This is a genomic window from Sphingomonas sp. Ant20, from assembly GCF_000783375.1.
Taxonomy (GTDB): Bacteria; Pseudomonadota; Alphaproteobacteria; order Sphingomonadales; family Sphingomonadaceae; genus Sphingomonas; species Sphingomonas aerolata.
On record NZ_JRVI01000209.1, the window covers coordinates 1 to 14433 of the forward strand.

The window sequence follows — 14433 nt, forward strand, 5'->3', positions numbered from 1 at the left end:
CCAGCTGGGCTGCGATCGCTCTGAGCGAGCGGCCGACGATAAGACCTCTCGATATCTCCTCGCGCTCGCTCAGGCTGAGGGACTCGGCCCGACCGCCTGCGCTCCGCCGGACGAATGCCGCCAGACGGCGACAGCACCGAGAAAATCGACGACGACTGCCGATCAAACCGCCGGCCGATCGAACTCATCGACTCCCCGCGCTGCCACCGGTCCCAAATCTCGGATCGCTGTGCCGCCGAGTAATAAATCCGCTGACGCTGCTTCATCCCCACACTCCTTCTCCTCAAAGAATGAAGTGTTGCGACCACCCGTTGAACCCACCCCCAATACCGGACGTTCAGAGTGCTATACGGGCAACCCATAACGGCCATTCGTTAAGCGCCATCTCTCCCCGTTTCTTGTCGCCGACAGGCATTCGCGAATGCGCAATTGAGACAGACATTGAAAGTACGGCTGCGTCTACGGACGACTTTCGCTAGGCGGCCAGCCGCATCCTGTTGCGACCCTCGTTCTTCGCGACATACAGCGCGTCATCGGCGCGTCTCAGCAGCGCATCGCAACTCTCCCCAGGCGCCATTTCTGCCACGCCAATGCTCACCGTGACGCCCGGCGTACAGTTGTCCGTGCCGATCGCATGACGCACCCGTTCGGCGACCTTGCTTGCCGCATCCGCTGCGGCGTCCGGTAACACGATCACGAATTCTTCACCGCCGAAGCGGCCAATGGTATCGCCGCTGCGCAGTTCCGCGGCAGCGCCTGCTGCCACCCTCTTCAGCACCTCGTCGCCTGTGTGATGTCCATAGGTGTCATTGATGCGCTTGAAGTGATCAATATCGAACATCGCGACGGACATTGGGTGCCCGGTTTCGCGGGCGAGCAGCAACGTCTGCTCAAGCAAGAAGCTGGTACGGCGCCGGTTTGCAATTCCGGTAAGCTGGTCCGTCTCGGCCAGAATTATCGCGTTGCGGGCGGCAGTCTCAGCACGAATGCGGGCCCGTTCCATCTCGGCTTCGTGCGCAACCTGGGTCGTGATGTCCTGGATAATGCCGAACAGGCCAACCGACTCATTGACGCCGTTTCGGTCAATCTCACCCTTCGAAAACACATGGCGTACCTCCCCGTCGGGGCGGACGATGCGAGCGGTGAATTCAAAACCTACGCAGTGTTCGAGGGAGCGCCCGATATGTGCCGAAACCGCATCCCTATCGTCAGGATGATAGGCGTCTATCGCGGTGTCGAGTGACGGCGGAACGCGGTTCTCCACACCATGAATGCGAAAGACTTCGTCCGACCATGTTATGAGTTGCGTCAACAAATCGAGATGCCAATGACCGACATGAGCCGCACCTTCGGCAAGCTCAAGCAACCGCAGCTTGTTCGCGTTGCTATCGATCAGCTGTTGTCTAGTCGCAAGCAAGGCGGCAATCGGCAGGGCGGCCGCGAACAGGGCCAGCAGATAGAATTGCAGAAAGATGCTACGTGCATACGCCTGACCATCGGCGATTGCCTGCGGATCAGAGCCGAAAATATGGGCGAGTGAGCTGGCCGTCGCAACGATCAACACACTTCCGGCGGCGCCAAACGGTCCCATTCGCAACGCCGCCAGAAGGACTGCCAGCATCGGCAGGAAAAGCAGCGAGTAGTTGACCTGCGAGAAGGCAATGATCGACACGCTAGCCACGAGCAGAAATATCGCGACGGCTTGCGGGGCTGCTGCCAGGCCATCGCGAAACCTTTTGCGATAGAAGGCTCGGCCTGCGATCAGGATGAGCGGGGCAACGATTAAAATTCCCAGCAGATCAGTCGTGAACCACGAAAGCCAGAAGCTGATCCCGACAGCCATTGCCGCACAGGCGGCGATCGTCGCGCTCAACGCTGCCGCGGCCGCTGCGGCGATGCAGAACCAGACCAAGCCCTTTGGATCGGTGAATGAATCACGACGCCGCGTTCGGTTTCGTAAAAGCCATGCCGCAAATCCGGACTCGGACACGTTAGCGAGCGTGAAACCGATCGAAAGCAGGACGCCATTCCCGCCGCCGAGGTTGGCAGCGAGACTGGCCATTGCTGCGGCGCCTAAATGCCACACGATGCGATTCCGAGGTTCGACCAGTAAGGCTGCGAACAGAATGCCGCTGGGCGGCCACAGCATCGCGATCCCGTCAGCACCGCGGGTGAGGTAGAGGGATGCGAAGGCCGCCAGATAGTAACCACGCCTGTGGCGATCGGTAGCGCTGCAAAACGTGTGAGCTCGGTTACACGGTGGGCTATTCGGTTCATGCGCAAAATGTAGGAGGCGACGGTTAACGGATCATAAGGACTGGTGTATTTTCAATCGGTTGTGAAGCCTGCTCCAAATTTGGCTTCATCGCCGATAGCGAGGTTTGGCCGGCGCCATGCGAAACAGAGCAGGCCGTCTGATCGGCATACCCGCCCTTGAGGATGCCAACGCGGCGTTATGTGAAGATTGCGGCGGAGAACCCTGCCGCCGCGGATCTTCAGCGCCGCAAGCTGATCCAGGGCAGCGTGGGTTTCGCAGAGCGTGGGGCCACGACGGCCTCCAAATTGTTTGCCCGAAATCTGGCATCACGCTTGGGGCGGCGGTGCTGGGCACCGTGCCCAATGCCAGCCTCGCCCACGGACACGCTGGGGCGCTGCAGCAGATTTAGCAGATGCTCGTGGGCCAGGGGGCGGCGGCAAGCGCAGTGACGAGCCGGGCAGGGCTAGCGCACGGCCGGCCCCTGACGTTCCGGGGCATCCCTATGATCGCAGGCGTCACGCTGGCGTTCTCGGTGTTCGTACCGCAAGCGACGGAGGAGCACGGCGCGCCAACCTAAAGCGATGTCTGAGCGCAAGCAGCTGAAGCAGCGGCATCAAAGTCTGCCTGTGGGTCAACATCGCAAAGGCGCGCGGGCACATTCCTCCCAAGCCTATCCCCCCAACGTTACCGCTCAAACAGACGCCTCAAGAATACGGTTTCCACCTCGCGCCGCAGATCGTTGTTCGGCTTTTTCAGAAAGCCGTGCCCTTCGTCGGCGAACACCACATACCAAGTGTCGTTGCCGTTTGCGCGCAGGCGCGCCACGATCTGGTCCGATTCCGATTGGGGCACACGCGGGTCGTTGGCACCCTGCATCACCAACATTGGCTTGGTGATCCGCGCGACATTCGTGAACGGCGACACCCGCGTTAGTACCGCGCGCATCGCCGGATCGCGCTCGTCGCCATATTCCGCGCGGCGATTGTCGCGACGATAGGCCTCGGTGTTCTGGAGGAACGTGTTCCAGTTGCTGATCCCGTAGCGCTCGACCCCGCCGACCAGCCGGTCCGAATAATGCGTCATGACGCAAGGCTCATATAGCCGCCATAGGACTGACCATAAACCGCGACACGGCCTGCATCGAGGCCCGGCTGCGTGTCGATCCAGTCGAGCAGGGCGCCGATATCCTTGACCGAGTCCTCGCGCTTCACGCCATTGTCAAGGTTGAGGTAGCGCTTGCCATAGCCGTCGCTGCCGCGGACGTTGGGAAGGATCACCGTCGCCTTCAACACATCGGCAAAATATTGCGCGCCATAGTTCCAGATCGGGCGCGTCTGCGCCTCCGGCCCCCCATGGACGTCGATGATCACCGGCGTCCGCGTGCCTGCCGGCAAGCCCTTGGGCCGATAGACGAACGCCGGGACAGACAGGCCGTCGAAGGACTTGAAGCGCACCAGCTCGGGCTCGGCAAGCGTGGCGGGATCGAGTTCGCCCAGCTCCGACTCGGTCCAGCGTGTCAGGCCGCCTCCGGTCACGCCCCAGCTCCACACGTCGCCGGCGGAAGCGGCCGAGGTCAGGCCAACCGCCAGATTCCTGCCGTCAGGCGAAAATCTGAGCGCGGTCAGGACGCCGCGCGGCAGCACGGGTTGCGGTAGCGCGCGGCGGGTGACCCGATCCTGCACTACCACGCGCGAGAAGCCGTCCTCGTTCACGGAATAGGCGAGCACGCGCCCGTCATCCGTCAGATCGAAGCTCTCGACGTCCCATTTCAGGTTCGGCGTCAGGACCGTCTGCGCGCCGCTGGCGATATCGATCTCGACCAGTCGGCGCGTGTCGCTGCCGGAATCGGAGATGGCGATCAGCTTCCGTCCGCCCGGCAGATAGCGTGGGTCGGCATAGACGCAGCGTCAGCCTTCGGCGCGATGCGGCCCGCCTTGCCGGTCTTGAGATCCAGCTCGAACAGCTGGTCCTCACGGTTGGAAAGGCTGCGCACAAATATCAGCCGCGCGGCGTCGGGCGCGATATCGGCGGGTGCCACCGCGCCGTCGGACTGGTAAAGCCTGCGCGGGTTGCCGCCCGTCTTTGGATCGACCCCAAGGATTGCATAAGCGGCGCTTCCCTTGGTCGCCCGCGCCCATGCCATCAGCGCGCCGTCCTTGCTGAAAACCGGTGATTGATTGCGCGTGCCGGCCTCGGTCACCGGCGTCGCTACACCAGTAAGGCTGCGCGTATAAAGTTGAAACCATTCGTCCCCGCCCGTGTCGCGCGTCATCACGAATCGATCGCTGCGGGGGATCGTCGTCGCAGCAGCAATCGGCTCCGCGCCGAACGTGACCTGTGTGCGTGCGCCACCGGGGGTTGCGACGTGATGCAATTGCTGCGTCGCGCCAAAGCGCGTCGCGATCAGCATCGAGCCGTCCGGCAGCCAATCCTCGAACTGTGCCGCCCGACTATTCTGATAGCGCTGCACCGCCTCGCGCACCTCAACGGGGATACTGGGCACGCCAGAGAGCGTGGCGCTGCCGACCTGCTGCGTCGGCACGGTCTGCGCTGCGGTTCCGGTAGCGAGCGCGAACAGCGCGACGGTTGCGACGAGAGGCTTGATCATTCGCCGGTTGTCGGTCGCCGGGCACCGTTAGGTCAAGGGCGGGTACAGCGGGTCGCTGAATTGCTAGCGGTCTCGCGTGATCGACATCGTGATTTATCGCCCCGATTCTATCCTCAGCCGATCGGCGAACATCTCGCGTCCATCGCAGGGAGTGCGATTTGCGTCTCAACAATAGAACGCTCGATGATCGCAAGCGTCGCCTACAGCTTGAGCCAAAAAAATGGTCTTTATCGCAGTTCCAGCCGCTTCTCGACGCAAGCCGACACAGTTACCTGCTAACTTCAGCATCGATGGAATGCGTAGCCATGGCGGCGCTTCTCGTTAATATATCTAGGCAGGTCGTGATCGGACCGACGATGCCACAAACAGCCGAGCGAGATTCAATGTCCGGTAAGCCCGGAGGTGGGCTTTGGCGTCGGTACCGGAAGGGCGACCGGCGCCAACTTCTATTTCAGCACATAGCGCGGTATCAAATCGCATGGCTCGTGCGCAAAAGCTGAAGGTTTACAGGACGGCCGCTGGCTTCAATGATGCCTATGTCGCCGCAACGAGCCAGAAGGCTGCCCTCGAGGCCTGGGGCAGCGAGCGCGACCTGTTCGCGCGAGGCATAGCAGAGCTCGTCACAGACCCCGCGCTGACCGCTGAGCCTTTGGCCTCGCCAGGCCTGGTCGTGAAGCATTCTCGCGGCACGACTGCGGAGCAGATCAAGGCCATGCCGGCCCTCGAACTGCGGACAGCGCGGGGAGATGTTTCGGCGCGCCCCCGAAACGTCCAAACAGCCGCAAAAACCGAAGTCTGCACCGAAACCGAAGCCGAGCGGCGCGAAGCTCGAGGCGGCGGAAGCTGCGCTGGAAACGGTGACGGCCGATTACGGCGGCAGGATGAAGGGGTTGGCGGACCGGGAGGCCAAGCTGGCCCGCGAGCGACGTGAGCTTGAAGAGCAACACCGCGCAGACGTCGGCGCGGCAGAGGCTGCAGTCGAAGCCGAGCGTCAACGATATGACGCCGCGATGCGACAATGGCGAAAGGGAAAAAGCGACACTTAAGTCGCAGCTGCCTACGGGCATGGTCTATCCCGCTCACAGCGTCCTGTGTCGCGACGCTGCTATTCATGGTTACCGCTTCGCTAACCCTCAATATCCGGAACGATCATCCTTCGACACGGCTTCTAGATCCGTGAGCAACCGAACTGTCGACAGGAATCATCATGAGCACGACCCTCGTATCAGCCGTTTTCGACAATCACGCCGATGCAGAGCGCGCCGTTTCAGAGCTGCGCGCTGCGGGCATTAGCGACAGCGCGATTTCGGTCGTGGCGCAGCACAATGGCAAGAACACGACCACAGACGGCAACGGCGACACGCAGGAGTTTGTCGGCAAGGTCGCAGCCGGCGCTGGTATCGGGACCCTGCTCGGTATCGCGGCGCTCGCAATACCCGGCGTCGGCCCTCTCGTTGCAGCGGGCGCGATCGCGTCGGCAGCGATCCCCGGTGCAGCCGTCGTCGGTGCGGCGCTCGGTGGCGCCGTCGGGGGGCTGGAAAAAGTCATGACGGACCATGGCGTCAGCCGGGTCGATGCCAGCTATTATGAGGGGCGCATCAACGAAGGTGGCGTGTTCGTGTCGGTCGATACCGCCGGGGCAGGGGTCGCTCCCGAGGACGCAGCCGATGTGCTGTATCGCTCCGGCGGTCACACATCGACGCGTGCCAAGGTCGCGTCGGCGTAATCCTCTCTGATTTGCTGGCTCGAAGAGACGGGGCGTTCCTAAGGGGGCGCCCCGTCTCGGCATTGGGTAGCATCGAAGGCAAGTATCGCGGCGCCTGAGCCGAACCTGTGTGCGCATCGCGCCATTTGCCAATGCGACCGGGCTCGCTACAGGCCGCCCCGCAATGGCGTATGTCAGGACCTCATGATGATCAGTACACCCCGCTCGATTGACGACCGCATCGCAGAGGTGGCCACGCACGGGGACGCGGCCTGGTTCGACAATAATCCCGATCGACGCATCCGGATACGCCAAGCCGTTGCAGGGGAGTTCGCCGAGAATATCGGACAGCCCCCCGTTGGCATGCAGTGGTTCGTACTCGTCCTCGAGGCGCAGCCCGGTGCTCGTCTTCGTCAGCCCATTGCCTTGTCGATCGGGTTTGACATCAGCGGTTTGGACGATGGCGCGCTGTTCAGCCTGTTCAAACAGGCGGCCCCCGTGGAAGCACGCGATCTGCTGAGCAAGCTCCGCGCGGCGAAGCTCCCGGGGATCACGAAGCCCGCGAGCTGAAGGTATCCCAAGGCTCGACGATCTTCTCGCAGACAGAGACCTTCCCAAAGGGCGCTTGGGGTAGAGCCAGTCCCCCGCGACGTTCACGAGGGCGTTGGTCGGGGAAGGGCATCGAGCGCTGCCGATACCTGCAGGCGCAGATCGTCGTCCCGGGAAATCTCGAGCATCGCGCTAAGGCTGTTGCGGGCGCCGGCAACATCTCCCGCGACTAGCTGAAGTCTGGCTCGCTCCCACCAACCATGGGCGTGCGTGGGCGCCACGATCGTCATGCGGTCGTACAGGACTAGCGCGCGCGCGGGATTGCCGGCCTGCTCGGCACGCGTCGCCTGGTTGAGCAGCAGTCGAACAAGCGCCGATCGGTTCGACAGGGGCAGCATCCCGTCGGAAAACCGTGTCTGGCCCGTCATCTGCTCCAACAAGGCTTCCACCTGTTCGGGGGCGACGATGCGACCGTCATTGAAGGGATCGATGATCAGCGCATCCGGTGCGTCGCCAAGGCGGACCAGGACGTGACCGGGGGTGTTGAGCGGCATCGCCGACCATCCAAGGCGTCGGGCCATTGCCACATAGAGGATCGACAGACTGATCGGCAGACCGAGCCGTCGATCGACGACAGCGATTAGGTCCGCGTTCTGGGGATCGTCGTAGTGCGTGCGGTCGCCGGAGAAGCCGAAATCCTCGACCATGACGCTGCTCAAGGTCTGGGCCTGCGCGCCGCTGCCTGCTGCGTCGTCGTCCGCAGCGCGCAGGGCCAATTCTATGCCAGTGAGCTCGTCGATATATTCATCGAGATCGATACCGGGATGATCGAGCGCTGCGAGTTCCAGGGCGGCCAGATCGAGCTCGATCTCGCCGTCTTCCATGAGCCCGAGATGAAGAATGCTATTGGTCATGCGACGCTAGATGGGGGGCTTTTCCGATCGTTCCTATGCCCGACTTGACCGCCGGCATGATCAGTCGAGCGACAACCGGACCGGCGTCGAGGATCACAACGCCGCCACCGATCGGACTGCGTGAAGGCTGCGCCGACCCGAACGAAACTTACCCCGGAGCCGGCGCGTTGCGGCGGTGCCGGAGCAGTCTGCTTCGCAGCCATTTGCTTAGCGAGGATCCTATCATGGGCCTGTTTTCCAAAGACATCGTGACGTTCGACGACCTGTTCCTGCACCAGTTGCAGGATGTGTATTACGCGGAAAACCAGATCACCAAGCGCTGCCGAAAATGGTCGCCAAGGCAACGGCGCCAGCCCTGAAGCAGGGTTTCGAAACCCATCTGCGTGAGACGGAAGGCCAGATCACGCGCCTCGAGCGGATTTTCGACCTGCTTGGCGAGAAGGCGAAGGCCGTGACCTGCCCGGCGATCGACGGCATCATCAAGGAAGCCAACGAAGTCGCCGGCGAGATCGAGGACAAAGCCGTTCTGGATGCCGCGCTGATCGCGTCGGCACAGGCCGTCGAGCATTACGAGATCACGCGCTATGGCACGCTGATCGCTTGGGCGAACCAGCTCGGCCGCGCCGATATCGCTGCGATCCTGAAAGAAACGCTCGATGAGGAATATGCGACCGACGACAAGTTGACCGCGATGGCAACGTCGAGCGTGAACGTCAAAGCGGAAGCGGTCACCGCATAAGCGTTTCGGTGTCGGGGGGCCAATGCCCCCCGACCATATCCAGTTCATGAAAGGCACGTTCGATGGCTGATGATATCGCGTTCACGCTTCCCGAAGCCTTGCGTGCGCAAAAACACATGCGTGATGCACTGGGCCTGGGTGAGGAACGGTTCCCGGTCCCCGCCTTCATCAACATGGTAAGCGACGAGATCGAGCAGCTGCGCAACGCCGGGAAGACCAATGGCGAAATCGCCGCGCTTGTTGAAGAGTCGAGCGGTCATGCCCTCACCGAAGCGGATATCGCGCGCTATTATACGCCTGCCGAAGACCGGCGTTCCAACGAGCACTGAAACTGCCCCGACCAGCTCGGGAATTGTGCCTCTTGTTGAGGGCAGGGGACACAGATTTGCTGTCCTGAACAAGACCGCCACTTCCAGCGTCGAGCGTCCTACCGGTCCTGATACTGTGATCTACGCGTGGGTGGGCGATCATGAGCAACGGCGATGCGAGCCATCTCAGGGCGATACGCCATAGGCTGCGAACTCGTCGGCGGGTGCGCTTCGCGGTGAACATGCCGCCCTTTAACGTGACACGGCGGCGATATTCGATGCCCGCGACTGTTCTGGCGATATCGTTCTTGCGGCAACAGGACCGTGTCCATCGTGCGCGTATGCTGTGGATAGGGGACGGCGTACGGTGCGTCACCGTCGAGCCCGGCGTCGCGGGTGAAATGAGCACGATAGCCGATCGCCATCCCGTCGGTTGGAAACCAGCCTGAGGTCCAATCCATGCGCGCGTTACCCGTCATCGAAAGGCGTCGCTCGCCCGTCCTCGGATCGAAGCTGCTGGCGGTCGAATCGACATCGACAAAGTCGGATTCGCTCTTCCAATAGTCTCGCAACGCCCGGTCGCGCGCATCGCCGACCAGCCAGTGCTGGTGATCATGGCGAAGATGATCAGGTCGCACCCCTTGCCGGAACTGGTATCCGATGGGAGGCAGGCTCAAGACCTATCCGGGCTATCCGCATGGCATGGCGACGACGCAGGCTGATGTCATCAACGCCGACATCCTCGCGTTCATCTGGAGATAACCGTCGGCGGTAGGCGGGATACGTATCGCGCCTGCCAACCCTCTATCGAAACAGGTCGATGCCGGCGATGGCCATATGCGTCCTGGGGGATGCAAGACCGATGAAGGTCATGCGGACGTAGACGGCGTCAACCTGCGTGTCGAACACGATGCGCTGCGGCGAGAGCGCGTTAGCGATGTTCGAGAACTCGTCGGCAGCCGCCTTGACCCATGTCCTCCCGTCGAGGCTTGTCTCGACAAAGAATCGCTTCGGTGGCGCGGTATCCGTCATCACCGCGCGCGAGGGCGTCAGGATGAAGCCAGCCAAGTGCTGAGGCGTGGTCAATTTGAATGTGACGGTCGGCCGATCCGCAGTCGACGCAACGGGAACCTGCCAGACTGTGTTCGAATCATTGTCGAGCACGGCGCCGGCAGTCTGTCCCGATGCCGAGACGATCGATATCTCGGAGGGCTGCAGCACATCGCGGCTACGCGCGGCGGGCAGCGCGACTGCGATCGGGGCGATCTGGCGGAACAGCGCGACTTCGATGATCGCCGGGCACGCCTGTGCCTCGACGATCCGCAGGCGCAGTCGTCGTGCGACGACGGGCGCGGGCAGGCGGACGACACGCTGTGCAGCGATGCACGTGCCCGATGCGATCTCCGACCATCCCTTGCCGCGATCGATGTCGATCGCAAACCGGTCGACGCGGACACCCAGCGGCAGGAACTCCCAGATCCGGACGAGATCAAAGCTGCGGCCGGGCGGAAGGTCGAGGACAAGGCTCGGCGTATGCACGGCGTCGGGGGTCGACCAATAGCTTTCAGGATTCTGATCGAGCACATTGGCGGCCGCAAAGCCCGGCCCGCGAATGTGATCGGCCGACGCGATCGCGCCAGTCGCACGATTGTCGGCGAACGTCACACGCTGCGCGGTACCGAATGACTGCAGAATGGCGACGTCGGGATCGGCGAGACGGCCGCGCCGGTCGGGTGGCAGATTCAGGATCAGATTGGTGCCGCGTGCGATCGATTCGTCGAACAATTGCAGCATCCGCTTGGGATCCTTGACCTTAGCGTCCTCGTCGGCGTGGTAGAACCAGCCCGGGCGGATCGAGGTGTTGGTTTCGGCGGGCCACCATAAGGGGCCGTTGCGAAGACCGGCGTTGCCGTCCGCTTGGCTCGGCTTACGGTTGGCCATAGTCGGCCAGCACGGATCGCCGGCGACACCATCCTCGTTGCCGACCCACCGCACGTCGGACCCCAGCGGTTCGAAGGTGCAGGCCATGGGCTGATGCTGATGCACCAAGGCGAAGATCGACGGCCAGTTATAATAGGTCTCGGAGTCGATCTTCCGTGTCTCGCGGGCGCCGCCATAATAGCCGTCGCCGCCGTTGGCGCCGTCGAACCAGAATTCAAACAGCTGGCCGTAGCGTGTACAAAGTTCGACAATCTGTTTGCGGTAATAGTCGAGATAGCCAGGGCGGCCATATTCGGCGTGATTGCGGTCCCAGGGTGACAGATAAAGGCCGAAGTCTAGGCCGGCGCGCCTGGCCGCTTGCTCGAATTCGCGGACCACATCGCCCTTGCCATCACGAAACGGGCTGTTCCTGACGCAATGCTCGGTCAGCATCGTCGGCCACAGACAGAATCCGTCATGATGCTTGGCGGTCAGGACGATCCCGCGCAGACCGCCGGCCTTGGCCGCTCCGACGATCTGATCCGCCGAGAAGTCGGTTGGTGCGAACAATTTGGGGTCTTCGTCGCCATAGCCCCATTCGCGATCGGTGAAGGTGTTGATCGAAAAATGGACAAAGGCATATTGCTCGCGCGCGTGCCAGGCGAGCTGGCGCGGGGAGGGGGTTGCTCCCCAGGACGCGGGTGAAGTTCCGGGCGATGGCTTGCGCGCCCAGCCGCTCGAGGACGCTGTCGATGCCAGGCCGGAGGCGAGCCCCGAGGCAAGCATAGCGCGGCGGGTGATGATCGACATGGGGACTCCTGGAACGTTTCGGGTCATGTGGCATCGCTCTCGCGTGGCGTGCTGCTGGCGGCGCCCGGAGCGGTTCTGCGTGACGCAACGTCGTAGCGTCGGCCCTTCACAGTCTCGAACGTGATAGACTGTGCATCCTGCTCGAACCGGACGATCGCCCCCCGCTGAACAACCTTGAGCGGTTCGAACCCTGACGGCAATCGGACCGAAAGGCGCGTGTCGCCGGCAATTACCGTCGCGTCGACATGGCCATCGCTCCACGCGATCGCAACCTCGTGACCGCCCCGCGCGCGGAGCCCGACGACGCGACCGCTGGTCCATTGCGGGGGGACCGCAGGCAGCAGCGCGATCTCGGTTTCGCGGCTCTGTAGCAGCATCTCCGCGATCGCCGCAGTGATGCCCAGATTGCCATCGATCTGGAATACGGGCCGTGGCTTTGCCGGATGCGTGTCGAGCAGGTTCGCTGCGACGCTGTTGGCGATGAACGCGGAAAGCGATCGCCCGGCCTGCGCGCCGTCACCCAGCCGGGCCCAGACCGCGGTCGCCCAGGCACGGCTCCAGCCCGTGCTGGCACCGCCATGCGCCTCGCGGCGCGCGATCGACGCGCGTGCAGCCCGGGCGAGCGCGGGCGTCCGGACGGGGTCGATCGCATCGCCGGGATAGAGCGGATAGAGATGCGAGATGTGTCGGTGGCCCGGGTCCTGCTCGGCGAAGTCGGTCGCCCATTCCTGAAGTTGGCCATATTGGCCGGTGCGATAGGGCTCGAGTTGCTTCAGCAACCCGGCGAGCCGCGCCGTGAGCCCGTCGACATCGCCAATGACCGCCATGGCCGCGATGCAATTCTTGAACAGTTCGCGGATCAGCGCGAGGTCCATCGTACAGCCTGCCGATATCGCGGCGGACTTGCCGGTCGCGATCAGAAACAGGTTCTCAGGCGAGATCGACGGGGCAGTCGTGAGATGGCCGCTTCGTGGATCGCGAACCAACCAGGCTGCACAGAATTTGGCGCAGCCTCGCATCAATGCAAAGCCGCGCGTCTTGAGGAAGTCGCGATCGCCGCTGAAGCGGTAATGATCCCAGACGTGCTGTACCAGCCATGGGCCCGCCATCGGCCAGTTTGCCCAATTGGGATCGCCGACGCCCGCGCCGACGGGGTTGCTCATTGCCCACACATCGCTGTTATGATGCACACACCAGCCCGGCATTCCGTAGAATTGCCGCGCGGTGCGGGCGCGGTGACCGCGAGTCGTTCGATATGATCGATCAGCGGAAGATGGCAGTCTGCGAGATTGCAGCTCTCGGCGAGCCAATAGTTCATCTGCAGATTGATGTTGGTGGTGTAGTTCGAGCTCCAGGGCGGGCGCACCGCGGCATTCCATACACCCTGGAGATTGGCGGGCATCGTATCGGCACGGGAACTGGCGATGAGGAGATAGCGGCCGAGCTGGAACAGGCGTTCGGCACGCGGTGTATCCCCGTCCCCGATCGTGCCGTTGAGTTCGAGTGAGGCGCGGCGGTAGAGCGCCTGATGATCGCTGACGTGACGCTTTACTAAGGCGTGTGGACATTTAGCGCATAGCGATTTTCAGGGCGGCGAGGTTGATCATGGCTCGGTAGCTCTCATCGGTTTTCTCGTATCGGGTGGCGATCCGGCGAAATGTTTTGAGGCTGCAGAAGAAGTTTTCCACGAGATGCCGCCAGCGATAAGCATGGAAGTCACAGTCGATGTTCTGCTTCCGGTTCGATTTTGGAGGGATCACCGCTACCGCACCTCTATCGTTGAGTTCCGCACGCAACCAGTCAGCGTCGAAGGCCTTGTCGCCGAGCAACATACCGAATTCGACGTCTTTAATCAGCGGGCTCACTCCGACGAGGTCGTGGCTTTGACCGGGCAGCAGAACGAAACGCGCCAGGTTTCCCAGCGCGTCCACCAGCGCCACGATCTTGGTGGTCAGACCGCCGCGTGACCGTCCGATCGCCTGACGTTGAGTCCCCCCCCTTGCGCCGGTGCCCTGCTGGTGGACCCGAACAATAGTACCGTCGATCATGGCATATTCGAAGTCACGATCGCCGGATAATCGCTCGAATAGAAGATCGAAGACCCCTTTTGTCGCCCAGCGACGAAAGCGACGAAAATTGGAGTTCCAGTTACCAAAGCTCTGCGGCAGATCTCGCCAAGGTGCTCCCGTTCCGGCGATCCACAGGACAGCGTCCAGGAACTTGCGATTGTCCGCAGCCGAACGGCCGCGATCACCGACCTTACCGGGCAGTGCCGGGCGGACCCGTTCCCACTGCTCGTCGCTCAATCCATGTCGATCCAAGATGACGCTCCCTTCGTCAGCCTTGATAGCGCAAAGCGCGGTGCGGATGCACCTCGTTATAGTGTGCGAACCAGCCAGGCAGTTGGTCGATGACACTCTGCGCATTCGGCCTGGGGTTCACACGGACATAATCGCGGTTCAGGGTGCGGACGAACGCCTCAGCCATGCCGTTCGATTGAGGGACTGATCGACTGGGCATCGTCGTACCGGTGAGAAGGATAAGCGACCCACCACATCGACCAAGCTGCCGCTGACGATAAAGGAAACACCGCAATCGGTGAGGTCGTCGATCGTCAGCGTAT

14 protein-coding genes and 3 pseudogenes are annotated in these 14433 nt (G+C 62.4%); 7 read left to right on the forward strand and 10 right to left on the reverse strand.

Annotated features, from left to right (window positions below; all coding sequences use genetic code 11):
- From NI18_RS28145 to NI18_RS27370, 4 genes and pseudogenes are all read right to left on the reverse strand, one after another.
- Window positions 1-166: helix-turn-helix domain-containing protein (locus tag NI18_RS28145; protein ID WP_347574887.1), on the reverse strand; the 166-nt coding region annotated here is incomplete at its 3' end.
- A 309-nt stretch (window positions 167-475) separates the two neighbouring features.
- Window positions 476-2200, reverse strand: coding sequence for a sensor domain-containing diguanylate cyclase (locus tag NI18_RS18335; protein WP_037532066.1), 1725 nt, complete (start codon window positions 2198-2200; stop codon window positions 476-478).
- 741 nt (window positions 2201-2941) lie between these two features.
- Window positions 2942-3984: pseudogene (locus tag NI18_RS28150) on the reverse strand (prolyl oligopeptidase family serine peptidase).
- A 131-nt stretch (window positions 3985-4115) separates the two neighbouring features.
- A complete protein-coding gene (locus NI18_RS27370) occupies window positions 4116-4865 on the reverse strand; it encodes a hypothetical protein (RefSeq protein WP_306286508.1) in 750 nt (249 codons plus the stop codon).
- A 746-nt stretch (window positions 4866-5611) separates the two neighbouring features.
- Here NI18_RS27370 and NI18_RS27375 point away from each other — a divergent pair.
- The 3 genes from NI18_RS27375 (at window position 5612) to NI18_RS22620 (ending at window position 7140) form a co-directional block, all read left to right on the forward strand.
- A complete protein-coding gene (locus NI18_RS27375; RefSeq protein ID WP_306286509.1) occupies window positions 5612-5911 on the forward strand; it encodes a hypothetical protein in 300 nt (99 codons plus the stop codon).
- Window positions 5912-6072: 161 nt separating this feature from the next.
- Window positions 6073-6591 carry a general stress protein gene (locus NI18_RS18350; protein ID WP_052149332.1) on the forward strand — a complete coding sequence of 173 codons (519 nt, stop codon included), beginning with the start codon at window positions 6073-6075 and terminating at the stop codon, window positions 6589-6591.
- 186 nt (window positions 6592-6777) lie between these two features.
- A complete protein-coding gene (locus tag NI18_RS22620) occupies window positions 6778-7140 on the forward strand; it encodes a hypothetical protein (RefSeq protein WP_128082318.1) in 363 nt (120 codons plus the stop codon).
- A gap of 83 nt (window positions 7141-7223) precedes the next feature.
- On the opposite strand, the gene NI18_RS18360 is transcribed toward NI18_RS22620, so the two are convergent.
- The gene (locus NI18_RS18360) at window positions 7224-8033 is read right to left on the reverse strand and encodes a transglutaminase-like domain-containing protein (RefSeq protein ID WP_031393878.1); all 810 of its coding nucleotides are present in this window, start codon (window positions 8031-8033) and stop codon (window positions 7224-7226) included.
- Between the two features lie 35 nt (window positions 8034-8068).
- Here NI18_RS18360 and NI18_RS27380 point away from each other — a divergent pair, with 35 nt between their 5' ends.
- The 4 genes and pseudogenes from NI18_RS27380 to NI18_RS25910 form a co-directional block, all read left to right on the forward strand.
- Entirely contained in the window at window positions 8069-8392 is a 324-nt protein-coding gene (locus NI18_RS27380) for a hypothetical protein (protein WP_306286510.1), read from the forward strand.
- On the forward strand, window positions 8362-8772 hold the full coding sequence (locus NI18_RS18365) for a ferritin-like domain-containing protein (RefSeq protein WP_306286511.1): 411 nt from the start codon (window positions 8362-8364) through the stop codon (window positions 8770-8772). Before NI18_RS27380 ends, NI18_RS18365 begins: the two co-directional genes overlap by 31 nt.
- 62 nt (window positions 8773-8834) lie before the next feature.
- Window positions 8835-9101 (forward strand): hypothetical protein, encoded by a 267-nt coding sequence (locus tag NI18_RS18370; protein ID WP_031439200.1) that lies wholly within the window; start codon window positions 8835-8837, stop codon window positions 9099-9101.
- Window positions 9102-9752: 651 nt separating this feature from the next.
- Window positions 9753-9842: pseudogene (locus tag NI18_RS25910) on the forward strand (alpha/beta hydrolase); the annotation flags it as partial.
- A gap of 42 nt (window positions 9843-9884) precedes the next feature.
- Here NI18_RS25910 and NI18_RS18380 read toward each other — a convergent pair.
- The 5 genes and pseudogenes from NI18_RS18380 to NI18_RS23685 all read right to left on the reverse strand — a co-directional run.
- On the reverse strand, window positions 9885-11810 hold the full coding sequence (locus NI18_RS18380) for an alpha-L-fucosidase (RefSeq protein WP_052149333.1): 1926 nt from the start codon (window positions 11808-11810) through the stop codon (window positions 9885-9887).
- Window positions 11811-11833: 23 nt separating this feature from the next.
- On the reverse strand, window positions 11834-12973 hold the full coding sequence (locus tag NI18_RS18385; protein ID WP_052149334.1) for a glycoside hydrolase family 95-like protein: 1140 nt from the start codon (window positions 12971-12973) through the stop codon (window positions 11834-11836).
- Window positions 12970-13212 (reverse strand): hypothetical protein, encoded by a 243-nt coding sequence (locus NI18_RS25915; protein ID WP_052149335.1) that lies wholly within the window; start codon window positions 13210-13212, stop codon window positions 12970-12972. Before NI18_RS25915 ends, NI18_RS18385 begins: the two co-directional genes overlap by 4 nt.
- A gap of 166 nt (window positions 13213-13378) precedes the next feature.
- Window positions 13379-14131 carry an IS5 family transposase gene (locus NI18_RS18390; RefSeq protein ID WP_037532073.1) on the reverse strand — a complete coding sequence of 251 codons (753 nt, stop codon included), beginning with the start codon at window positions 14129-14131 and terminating at the stop codon, window positions 13379-13381.
- Window positions 14132-14147: 16 nt separating this feature from the next.
- Window positions 14148-14362: pseudogene (locus tag NI18_RS23685) on the reverse strand (integrase core domain-containing protein); the annotation flags it as partial.
- Between the last annotated feature and the right edge of the window lie 71 nt (window positions 14363-14433).

Excerpts from the sequence above, each read along its gene's own strand:
- NI18_RS27370 (WP_306286508.1), bottom strand. The coding sequence starts at position 4,865 with ATGATCAAGCCTCTCGTCGCAACCGTCGCGCTGTTCGCGCTCGCTACC.
- NI18_RS27375 (WP_306286509.1), top strand. The coding sequence starts at position 5,612 with ATGTTTCGGCGCGCCCCCGAAACGTCCAAACAGCCGCAAAAACCGAAG.
- NI18_RS18350 (WP_052149332.1), top strand. The coding sequence starts at position 6,073 with ATGAGCACGACCCTCGTATCAGCCGTTTTCGACAATCACGCCGATGCA.
- NI18_RS22620 (WP_128082318.1), top strand. The coding sequence starts at position 6,778 with ATGATCAGTACACCCCGCTCGATTGACGACCGCATCGCAGAGGTGGCC.
- NI18_RS18360 (WP_031393878.1), bottom strand. The coding sequence starts at position 8,033 with ATGACCAATAGCATTCTTCATCTCGGGCTCATGGAAGACGGCGAGATC.
- NI18_RS27380 (WP_306286510.1), top strand. The coding sequence starts at position 8,069 with ATGCCCGACTTGACCGCCGGCATGATCAGTCGAGCGACAACCGGACCG.
- NI18_RS18365 (WP_306286511.1), top strand. The coding sequence starts at position 8,362 with ATGGTCGCCAAGGCAACGGCGCCAGCCCTGAAGCAGGGTTTCGAAACC.
- NI18_RS18370 (WP_031439200.1), top strand. The coding sequence starts at position 8,835 with ATGGCTGATGATATCGCGTTCACGCTTCCCGAAGCCTTGCGTGCGCAA.
- NI18_RS18380 (WP_052149333.1), bottom strand. The coding sequence starts at position 11,810 with ATGTCGATCATCACCCGCCGCGCTATGCTTGCCTCGGGGCTCGCCTCC.
- NI18_RS18385 (WP_052149334.1), bottom strand. The coding sequence starts at position 12,973 with ATGAGCAACCCCGTCGGCGCGGGCGTCGGCGATCCCAATTGGGCAAAC.
- NI18_RS25915 (WP_052149335.1), bottom strand. The coding sequence starts at position 13,212 with ATGCCCGCCAATCTCCAGGGTGTATGGAATGCCGCGGTGCGCCCGCCC.